We start from the raw sequence: 10,425 nt of genomic DNA, 5'->3' as shown, positions 1-10,425 counted from the left end.
GGTCTTGGAACTCTTGGTCGTGTATTTTGTCGTAATTAACAGGGTCGTAAACGCATCCAGTTAAAATAACAATTACAGTAAGTACAGCAACCAACTTTTTCATTGAGACAGCTTTCCTTTTAACGCAAAAGATTCGCTTTAAGTATACTCCTCGGTAGTCATCTTGATTGAACATAATTAAGCCAAACAATTGTTATTTTTAAATTATCGCCGTGTTTTAGCCTCCCATTTGATTGTTTAACAAAATCAAATCAAGGGGTAATACAAAACTTAAGCCTCAGTCGCTAAATACCAATTTTTCCAAGAACTAGTTCCTCTAGTTTCAATAGGCACAGTTGGAATGAGTTTTTCTTTTAATATTTCAGTTTGTTCAACCGCTTTTGCAAGTCTTGCTTTGACTGAATGAATGCATTCACGGTCACCAAATTCGCAGCGGTCTAAAGTTGTACCGCCACAAGGCCCGTTGGCTAAACCTTTTGGACACGTTTCAGGGCAAATATATAAAGTATCGCTTAGGCGACACTGACCACAGCTTTCACAGCCCACTAAGCTATGTTTACTGAGCATTTCTGTTTTAAGTAGTACTTTAGCGACCAAAGCATTTTCCCAAAAAGATGCTTTAAAAATAAACCGCCCTACACCTTTGGCAATTTTTGATCCAAACATTGCTTCATGCATAACATGCAATTGGCGATATTTAATTAATTGTTTAGACGTTGGCTGACGAGAAAAACGAGTAATTTCAGGCGAAAACTCTTTGCCTGAAGTGACTTGCCAAAGTGAATTCCAAAGCTCTTCTAAGGCTTTAAGCTCCAGATGTCTGTATTGCTCAATGTAGCTTTCAAGCAACATTTGCTCTTCTGGCTTATGGCAAGCAGATAAGTGAATTCCTGCAAACCCTAAATGTTTACATATCAAAATCTGTAAAGCACAGCGTAAATAAACGCGGTCTGTATTTCCTGCTTGTTTTTCATCTGCCAAGACTTTTAGCATGTGTGGGGTAATCACAATACCCGCGACTTTATGTTTCACCATAAAATTGGCACGCCCCAAAGTCAGTGGCATGACGCAAGCCAGTATTTGCTGCGAATAGTCGTACTTTGTTAAAAATGATTTGGCTTGTTTTAAGGCTTCAATGTCATAGCCCAATTGGGTAATGATAAAGTCAGCGCCTGCTTTAATTTTCTTATGTAGTTTTAAGTACTGTGCATCACGCTCAGCTTCGACATATTTAAATGGGTTAAAAGCAACACCAATACGAAACCCGCCATCCTGCTTGGCAGCCATTACGGCGTTTACAGACTCTAAGTATCGACTACGAGGCTGCCCATCTCGCCCATTATGATGCTCTTTCAGCTTGTCACCTGTAAGCAATAATAAGTTTTGAATATTAGCTGCTTTGGATTGCTCTAAAAACTGCTCAAAGTCTTGTATGTCTCGGGCCTTACCTGAAAAGTGCAAGACTTTATCGATTGAGTCAGGGTAGTTTTTGCTGGCCTCAAGTGGTGCAATATCATGATCTGAATGTACGCGATCTGCCAATGTCATTGCCGCCGGATATCCCGCAAACTCATGTTTGACAGGATAAATCTCATGTAGTGAAGTGAGATATTCCACTAAGACAAAAAACTGGTTTTGCTGGAAGCAGGAAGAAACGTGTGACATAGGCAAAGTGCTTATCAAAACATGACATCAATCATAAGCGCGGCATTATAAATCAAAGCGCATCAATATGCGCTAGTCAGAAAGCTCAGTTTTGCTTATCTACATCCTCTTTATTTCTTGGTAATTCGAGTGAGCGAGGAAATATAAAATCAAATGAATCGAGTGCATAGCGATAAAGCTGAGCTGGTCGTTTTCCCACAATTTTACTTTGGTTAGTTTCTTCCACTGCGCCAGCTTCTATCATACGGCGTCTAAAAGCTTTTTTTTCTAACGATTGCCCAAGAATAATTTCATAAATGGTTTGTAGCTCAGTCAGTGTAAACAACTCGGGCATTAGACTGGCTGGCAATGCGGTATAGCGGGTTTTATTGGTTAAACGCTCTAATGCCAAGTTAAGCAATTCATTATGATCAAACGCCAATGCGAAATCTTTTGCTTTTGCTACAGGCACCCATTCGCTGTACTCAGCCAATGCTTGCTGTTGATAGGCATTAAAATCGATTAAAGCAAAATACAAAATGGTCACAGCCCAGCCACGCGGGTCACGTTTTGCATTGCCCACAGAAGCAACTTGTTCCAAGTAAGGTGAAGCAATCCCTGTTTTTTCGACCAGCTTACGATAGGCTGTGGCCATTAAGTCTTGATCATGAGTTAAATCGGCAAAACCACCCGGTAAAGCCCATTGGTCTTTGGCTGGAAAGTTGGGTCGCTTAATGAGTAATACCTGCAACTGACCATTAAAAACCGAGAAAATAGCCATATCGACCGTGAGTAAAGGTGCGTCATAATCTCGGCGATCATAACTGGCAAGGAATTCTTCTTCAGTTTGAATAGTCACGTTCAGCCTCTCAATAAAAATGACGAGCCGATACTCATGCAACGGCTCATCTAAACTCAGTTATGCGATGGATAAACGCTCACGAATTTGATCCAAAGTACACTCATATTGAAGTTTACCATTTTCAAAGACGGTTTTTAGTGCTCCGCCTTGTTCTTGTTCGGCTGTTTGCTCATCAAACAAGGTAAAACCATTTTCACTTTCTTCGATGCGTAAAAGACCTTTCGCAGATTTTTTTACGCCTGAGTCAGTAATCGGGTCTTTAAACAGCTCTCGGCCTACACCATTGACTTGGCCCCAAGTTGCTTTAACAGCAAACCCAAAGGTATCGCGAGTTAAGTAGTTATAGGTAAAGCTGCCGATCCCAAATACCAAGTTGTTTGAAGCAAAGCCTTTGGCTTCAAGTCCTTCTAAAATACGCTGTGCGCGATCTAGGGTAATTGAGTCACCGTAAATTAAACCGACACGCTCATTCAGTACTTTATAGCCTTGGTCTGTGGTTGTACCGCCAAACACTTCCCATAAACATTCAACTGCTCCTTTGTAGGCTGGGCTGCCGACTTCGGCATCTGGATCACCACAAATAATTTTGATAGGGTCACCAGAGTCTGGACGGAAAACCAATTTAGCCAAGCCTAAAGCGTTGGGTTGTCTTGCCAGAATTTCAGGTTTTAAAGCCACCGTAAACTCTGTAATCACTCGCCAAAAATCCCAAGTATCAGACACAATACTGACAACACCAGATGGATAAAGCTCACAGATTAAACGCTTAAATGTTTCTAGCTCACTGTTTTCAGTGCCCATACACATCACACTGTGTTCGGTCGCTGGTACGGAAACCCCAATCACACCTGTTGCATTGTAATACTCTTCTGCATAGTCAATTGAAGCAACCGAGTCTGTTCCAATAAAACTGGTTAAGTGACCCACACCTGATTGCGCCGCATCATAAATTCCACTCATACCACGGCTACTAAAATCGTGTCCTTGCACAGGTACAAAATCGAGTGGTGCACCAGTTTTTACGGCATATTGTGTTAATAAACGTTTGTACTCGTAGGCAATCGTTGCGGTGGTACAGCTTTTCCAAAGCTCAGCACTTAATACAGTTTCAATATAGTTGGTTAACCAAAAGAAACGCGGGTCGGTATTAATTACGGTGAGCACGGGTACACGCATATTGACGCGGCTCCCTTCTGGTAATGCTTTAATGCGTAATGGTAAATAACCCAAGTCATGTAATGCTTCAATATGATCAACGGGTACAGCACCTTCACCTAATGAACTATCCATACGGCGTTTATATGCAGCTACCACTTTGTCTTTAGGTTGTTTAAAAAATCCTTCATTCCATGTATCTATCAAAAAGTGTTTGATAAAACCCTGAAGACCAAAGAACACAACTTTATCGTCAAAATCAGGCAGCATTTTTGCGAGACGAGATGAACGCGGTGTAAAGTTTGCGTACACGTACTCTGTGCCTTCTGGATACTGACGTCTGTGATCAGCTTTATAAAAATCGATAGCGTTTAATGGATTAAGTTTAATAGTCATCTTTATTCTCTTTATTTTGCTGCAAAAGCAATTACTGAAATTTTGTCTGATGGTTGTTGTGGAAAGCTGTCTGAAGTAAACAGTTGATCTAGCAGCCCATCAAAAACCTCTAATCCTTTACTAAAAATACCGTGGGTCACATATAGAACGACCTTATTGCAATTGAGGCGACGGAGTTCTTTGGCAATGCCAATAAAGGTTGCACCGCCATCGCAAATGTCATCGGTAATTACTGCTGTTAGGCCAGATAAATCAGTCGCATGTACATGTGTACCTAAAATTTTGCCAGTCACTGGGTCGCGTTTTTTATCACACTGAACAATAGTGATAGGTTGTTTGCGCTCAAGATTAAAAGCGTCTGCAACCATTTGTGTACGTGCTTTTGCGCCTTTGTCTGGGCAAATCAGTATTGTTTTTTCATTTTTCAACAATGCACTCAGCGCTTCACTCTTTGCGATGATGTCTACTGAACTGACATTTACAACTTCGTTAAAAGAAGTATTGGCAGCGAGTAATGCTGTTGTTACTTCACTATGACAGTCCCAAACAGTCACCTTGCCTTGTTTGCCGGCTTTTTTGTCTGCGTTAATGTTAAGTAGCTTCGTCATCACATCGAGTGAGAATGCTTGGCCTACTGCACAAATACGGTCCTGACGTGCGTATGGAAAATACGGAATTTCTAGGTCAACGGTTAAACCCTGATTCAGCAATATGTTTTCAAGTAATAAGTAGTCCATCACATCGTGACTTGTGGTCATTTGTGCACGAACCAATACCGTGCCAAATAGTAAACCTAAGGTTGCCTCATCAATTTGAACATGACGCTCTCCACCAGAAAACTGCGTGAATTTCACTGGAATTTCATTTCTTGCCGCATCTAAAAGCTGGATAGCCATATCATCCTCTTTTTTGTCTGATGACCTTCGATGAATATATAGTGGCATAAAGCCACCATATATTTCAAGTCTAATTTTCAAACTTTTTTCAAAGCCATTTAAGACATAAAATTTGCAGTTTTAGAGCGACTAGAAATTCGTTTTTTAATAAAAATTATTATTCAAGCTGTTGAAATAAATATTTAATTTATAAAAAACATGACAAGCAGCACCATGATTAAAAGTAGCGGATATAATTTTGCCCGCCATAAATCTGGTAGTTTTGAAATAAATTTTTCTGAAAAATATAGCCCGATCCATGTTCCCGCAACTAAGAATAAGGCAGCTTCAAACCAAATCAGGCCAATAAATCCACTAGGTGCCCATGTAGATTGCCAAACTGACAATACACAATAGGTCAGCGTTGCTGTTAAAGACAAAGGCAGCGTGAGAATATTTGCTATAGCCGCAGCCTCTGCCATAGAACTACCCCGCCGCCGTAATAAAGGAACTGTCATTACGCTTCCCCCCACACCTAAAAGTGCTGCAACCCAGCCAATAATGCCTCCTTTGATGAGTTCACTTTTTTGACCATAGTGTTGCTTTTGCCTTGATGTCACCATAAACCCCGGTCGGTAATAACAATCAATAATGGTTACGAACACATAACCCATAAATATCCAGCGAAGCCAGTTTCCACTAAACAATGAGGCCATTACCGCACCGACAACTCCACCAAATGCTATACCACTCCATAAAAAGCGGATCTTTTGCCAATCTATCTGTCCAGACCGATAGTGTCGAAAGGTTGCAAAACTTGCCGAGCAGAGCATGACAAACGCTGATGTCGCAACTGCAATTTGCATAGCATGTATGCCGACACTACTTTCACTGCTCCACTTTTGAATAATGACGCTATAAAGCAAAGGCACAGCAACAAATCCGCCGCCAAAACCAAATAACCAAGTGGTTACGCCTGAAAGCAGTCCAAATAAAAATAGCTCATATAGCATCGTTATCTTCCTCACGTTTATAGAGGCATGATATAAAATAGCTCTATGGCAAACTAACGTAGAAAAGCCATCTTTTTATTTATTTCAGCCAAAAATATATGCGTAATATTCCAATCAACGATGTAGACCATCTACCGCAAACGGTTCTAGCGTTAGGATCAGATTATCCTGCTGATACTTTGTTAGATACGCATAGCCATCGCCGTGCTCAGTTCTTATATGCACCTGAAGGCGTAATGAAAGTTGAAACTGAAGATGGACAATGGCTCGTGTTACCGTACAGCGGTGTATGGATACCGGCAGGCAAACCACATCAGGTATGGCTATCTAAAGTCAGTACTTATAGTTTGTATATAGAAGCGAACAACGCACCAAGACAGGCATCATATTGCGAGGTTATACAAGTCTCGCCTTTGTTACATCAACTGCTCATTCAGGCAAATCAGCTTCCTGTTGACTACCAACATGCAGGCCGAGACGGCGCTCTTATCGATTTATTGTTATATGAATTAGAAGCTGCACCAGCCCTACCTCTGTTTATTCCGCTGCCTCACAACACATTGTTATCTAAACAGTGTGCTGAGTTTATGCAGCATCCTGACATTCATAGTAGCCCTAAAGATTGGGCACATGACCACAATAAAAGTGAGCGGACTTTTCATCGTTGGTTTAAGTCTGAAACTGGCATGTCCTTTCAGGCTTGGCGTAATCGGGTCTGCATTATTTATGCTTTAAATGCCTTAAAAGAAAATATCTCGATTACTGAAATTGCCTTTAGTTTGGGCTATGAACACTCGGCAGCTTTTACCGCAATGTTCAGTAAAATTATGGGCTACCCGCCTACCCATTTTCAAAAAAGATTTCATGTTCAAAATGAAACGCTATAAATATTTACTCATGTGAATGGTGTCATAGGTATCAATCCATTCTCTTTTAATAACATCAAAGCCTTGGAGCCGCCAAAACTCTTCAGCCGCAGGTAAAAATGGATGGGTATGTAAATACAAAGTGGTAATTTCATTCTTTTGTGCATGGCTAAACAACATGTCACATAGTTGAGTTGCGATGCCATTACGGCGGTATTCAGGCAATACAAATAACTTAACCACTTCAACCGTCTTAGATGGCAAATTTAAATCAAAACGATGGTCATACGCCCGATATGCAATAGTGCCAATAATACGGTATTTATCTTTTACCGTAATAAAGCAACCTAATGGATCATTAACATAATATTGCCCAAAATTTTTTAAATCTTTGGGAACTTGCCCATGATAGATTTCTGGGAATAAGAGCTGTCTAGTATAAAGTGCAAACTCTACCGCAGATGCATAGTCTGATTTGTCGGCTAGCTGATAGTGAAGTGTCATATTTTTTACAGCCAAGAATGATCAGGGATAACAATGGTTTTGTCTTGAATCATCGCTTCATGGAACTCAACATCGTAGACACTCTTTAAAAACTTAGGATCGGTGATTCGTGTTTTTGACTCAGGCTTAACCACTTCGTGTTGTCTCATGAAAAACAGATGATCTGCAAATAAAAAGGCCAAATTGGGATCATGCATAATCGCAATCACCGTAAAATTTTGCCGCGACAACTGACGCAATTTTTTCATTAAGTAAGACTGGTAATAAACATCGAGATGATTGGTTGGTTCATCGAGCAAAATGACTTTCGGTGCTTGTACTAAAATGCGGGCAATCATAACCAATTGCCTTTCACCTCCCGATAGCTCGGTATAAGGACGGTCACGCAAATGCTCAATGTCTAAATCAATTAAAGCTTGGTCTACACGTTTCCAGTCTGATTTTGAAGGACGATATCGGCTAAAAGCCGCGCGTCCCGTAATCACGACATCTTTAACCAAAAATGGAAATACGGTTTTATGAAACTGCGGTAAAAAACCAAGTAATGCTGCCCGATCTTTACCTTTAAAGTCCGATAATGGTTTTCCAGAGTAACGGATCAATCCATCTTTTACGGGTTCTAGGCCTGCCATCAGCTTAAAAAGTGTCGATTTACCACAGCCATTGCGCCCTAAAATGACTGAAAACTGATTTTCAGGAAACTCCAGATGAATATTTTTGAGAACCTGTTTGTGCCCATAGGCATAATTTAGCTGATCAATTTGAATCATGCCCAATGAGTCCTCTGTGTTTTCATTAATAATAAGAAAAATGGCGCGCCAAGTAACATGGTAAAAATACCAATCGGTATTTCAAACGTCAGCAAAACCCGAGAAAAGTTATCAATCATGAGTAGAAAACTGCCACCCAACACCATATTGGCAGGAATACTGTAGCGGTGATCTGGCCCAACCAACATTCTCACAATATGCGGCATAAACAATCCATATAGACTAATAATGCCTGCTGCAGCCACAGAAGTTGAAGTACATACAGTCACCAGAGCAATTAAAAGAAGCTGTTCCCAGCGAGGGTTAACACCCACAGCCTGCGCCTCTTCAGCACCAAGTGCCATTAAGTTTAAGCGCCAACGCATAGCAAATAATCCGGCAAGTCCAATGCAAATTGGTAGCACGGCGTATTGAACCTTTTGCCAAGAAGCCTGATGTAAGTTGCCCATGGTCCATTGCACAATGGCTTGCAGTTTAAATGGATCACTTAAGTATTGAATAACTGTAAGTCCTGCCAAAAACAGCCCAGAAACAATCATGCCCGATAAAATTACCATCACTAAAGACGTCTGGCTTTCATGTTTTTGATGAGCAAATAAATACGTTAAGGCAACGGCGCAAACACCAAAAATAAAGGCGGATAGATTGGGTGAAAGCCAACTTAAAGAAAGTGCCAAGGCTGCACCGAACGCAGCGCCAGATGAAATACCCAGTACATATGAGTCAACTAAGGGGTTACGAAATAATGCCTGCAAGCCATTACCCGCGGTTGCTAATGCAGCCCCCACCATAAAGGTCAGTAAAATTCTGGGTAGCCTGACATTCACAAGAATATTTTGCATCAGTCCAAATTGTTCAGCATCAAAATATGGTGTACCGAAGACTGGTTGCACACCCCACCGCAAATAGTCCCATGCACTCAAGGTCTGAGTTGGCCCTATGAGCAACGAGATAAAAATCATGACGACGGGTAACGGGTAAAACCAATAATATTTCAGCTTTTCCATATTCATTGCACCAACGCTTTTGCAAGGTGCTCACCATACAACTTGGTTAAAATACGCTGTTGTAAAGCACTTACAGGTAAATCGGACTGTTCAGGATAAATACTGTGATTCAAATAAATCGCCGTAATAATAATTTTGATGGTATGCGGGTTATATATAAATGCGGGACTCAAATTAAAAACCTTTCGGTTTTGTACAGCGCTTAAGCCTTGTAATTCTTTTCGTTCATAAATCAGTTTTGGGTTGGTATTCCAAAGCACGATATTGTCTGGGTTCCATTCAATTAAAGTCTCGGGGTTCACATTAGGTTGATTTGCATCGGTCTGAACAATATTGAAAGCACCCGCCAGCTCAATAAAGTCATTAGTAATCGACTGACGTCCCGAGGTAGAAAAAATCCGCCCTCCTGACCACGCATAGTAAATCGATTGCTTATTTGGCTGACGTGCAGTTTTTGCTGCAACCTCCGCCACAATTTCATCAGAAAAACTTAAAATTTCTTGAGCACGCTTTTGGGCACCGCTCAAAACGGCAATTTCTGATAGCTCTTCTTTTACTTGCTGGTAAGTACCTGACTCCATGACATATACAGCAATGCCAAACTGCCGCAACAGGTCAATCGTTTGGGTTTGCCCACTCCCTAAAATCACCAGATCAGGTTTTAACAACACAAGACTTTCAGTATTGGTTGCATTTGCCCCTTGTGAAGGCGCCGCAAGCTGTTTATTGGCAATGCGTTGATCTATTTTTGAATAGGCATTGAATAATAAAGGTTGGATGTATACTTCGGCTGGTATGCCAATCACTTTATGACCTTGCCCCAGCATATATAAGCCATCTAAACCTGACTCAAATAGAGAAACTATTCTTTGGGCTGGTTTGGCTACACAAACTTTTGTATTTGTACTATCAAAAACACATATCGAATGGGCTGCTAAGTTTTCTTTAGTTTTTCTACTTTGTTCAGATGAAGAGCATCCACATAGAATGAGTAAAGTAAGTATTGAAACCAATGACTTCATTACAGCATCCAACGCACAAATATAGTGCAAAATAAAAAGACGTGTCTATTTGGTGCATTTTTCATATGAAAAAGACACCATAAGAGAGCAAGACGGTTTGAATCATCATTTATAAGTTAGTAAATCAAATGTTGTACTAAAGATAAGAGTAATTAAGCAATAAAAATGCCAAAATTACAAAATAAACTTAATAATCATGTGATTGTGATTTTTAAAACTCGAAAAATGAATAGTCATTTCCAAAATATTTAGAATTTGCTTTAAACCATTCAACTGAAATCACTTACTTTTCAATATTTAAATTTAATCAG

9 protein-coding genes and 1 pseudogene are annotated in these 10,425 nt (G+C 40.4%); 1 reads left to right on the top strand and 9 read right to left on the bottom strand.

What is annotated here, in order from left to right; translation table 11 throughout:
- Nucleotides 1–270: 270 nt before the first annotated feature.
- The 5 genes and pseudogenes from NL42_RS10685 to NL42_RS10665 all read right to left on the bottom strand — a co-directional run bounded on the left by NL42_RS10685 (nucleotide 271) and on the right by NL42_RS10665 (nucleotide 5,945).
- Nucleotides 271–1,665: a methylenetetrahydrofolate reductase C-terminal domain-containing protein gene (locus tag NL42_RS10685; protein ID WP_461312724.1), complete on the bottom strand. Its 1,395-nt coding sequence runs from the start codon at nucleotides 1,663–1,665 to the stop codon at nucleotides 271–273.
- 72 nt (nucleotides 1,666–1,737) lie between these two features.
- Nucleotides 1,738–2,503, bottom strand: a pseudogene (gene ntrR, locus NL42_RS10680) (ADPR responsive transcriptional repressor NtrR).
- Between the two features lie 60 nt (nucleotides 2,504–2,563).
- Nucleotides 2,564–4,057 (bottom strand): nicotinate phosphoribosyltransferase, encoded by a 1,494-nt coding sequence (locus tag NL42_RS10675; protein WP_461312723.1) that lies wholly within the window; start codon nucleotides 4,055–4,057, stop codon nucleotides 2,564–2,566.
- A gap of 11 nt (nucleotides 4,058–4,068) precedes the next feature.
- A complete protein-coding gene (locus NL42_RS10670; protein ID WP_461312722.1) occupies nucleotides 4,069–4,953 on the bottom strand; it encodes a phosphoribosyltransferase family protein in 885 nt (294 codons plus the stop codon).
- A gap of 182 nt (nucleotides 4,954–5,135) precedes the next feature.
- On the bottom strand, nucleotides 5,136–5,945 hold the full coding sequence (locus tag NL42_RS10665; protein WP_461312721.1) for a sulfite exporter TauE/SafE family protein: 810 nt from the start codon (nucleotides 5,943–5,945) through the stop codon (nucleotides 5,136–5,138).
- Between the two features lie 98 nt (nucleotides 5,946–6,043).
- Between NL42_RS10665 and NL42_RS10660 the strand changes: the two genes are divergently transcribed.
- A complete protein-coding gene (locus NL42_RS10660; protein WP_461312720.1) occupies nucleotides 6,044–6,832 on the top strand; it encodes an AraC family transcriptional regulator in 789 nt (262 codons plus the stop codon).
- Here the strand turns inward: NL42_RS10660 and NL42_RS10655 are convergent.
- The 4 genes from NL42_RS10655 to NL42_RS10640 are packed head-to-tail and all read right to left on the bottom strand — an operon-like array spanning nucleotide 6,827 to nucleotide 10,114.
- On the bottom strand, nucleotides 6,827–7,315 hold the full coding sequence (locus tag NL42_RS10655; protein ID WP_461312719.1) for a GNAT family N-acetyltransferase: 489 nt from the start codon (nucleotides 7,313–7,315) through the stop codon (nucleotides 6,827–6,829). The two genes, NL42_RS10660 and NL42_RS10655, sit on opposite strands and share 6 nt — an antisense overlap.
- Nucleotides 7,316–7,320: 5 nt before the next feature.
- Complete coding sequence (locus tag NL42_RS10650) at nucleotides 7,321–8,085, bottom strand: ABC transporter ATP-binding protein (protein ID WP_461312718.1); 765 nt, start codon at nucleotides 8,083–8,085, stop codon at nucleotides 7,321–7,323.
- Nucleotides 8,082–9,092 (bottom strand): FecCD family ABC transporter permease, encoded by a 1,011-nt coding sequence (locus tag NL42_RS10645; RefSeq protein WP_461312717.1) that lies wholly within the window; start codon nucleotides 9,090–9,092, stop codon nucleotides 8,082–8,084. The genes NL42_RS10650 and NL42_RS10645 overlap by 4 nt, the downstream gene beginning before the upstream one ends.
- 2 nt (nucleotides 9,093–9,094) lie before the next feature.
- Nucleotides 9,095–10,114 (bottom strand): ABC transporter substrate-binding protein, encoded by a 1,020-nt coding sequence (locus tag NL42_RS10640; RefSeq protein WP_461312716.1) that lies wholly within the window; start codon nucleotides 10,112–10,114, stop codon nucleotides 9,095–9,097.
- Nucleotides 10,115–10,425: the final 311 nt, after the last annotated feature.

The sequence above is a fragment of the Acinetobacter sp. GN11 genome (assembly GCF_054823985.1).
This window is presented reverse-complemented; position numbering and strand designations above follow the sequence as displayed.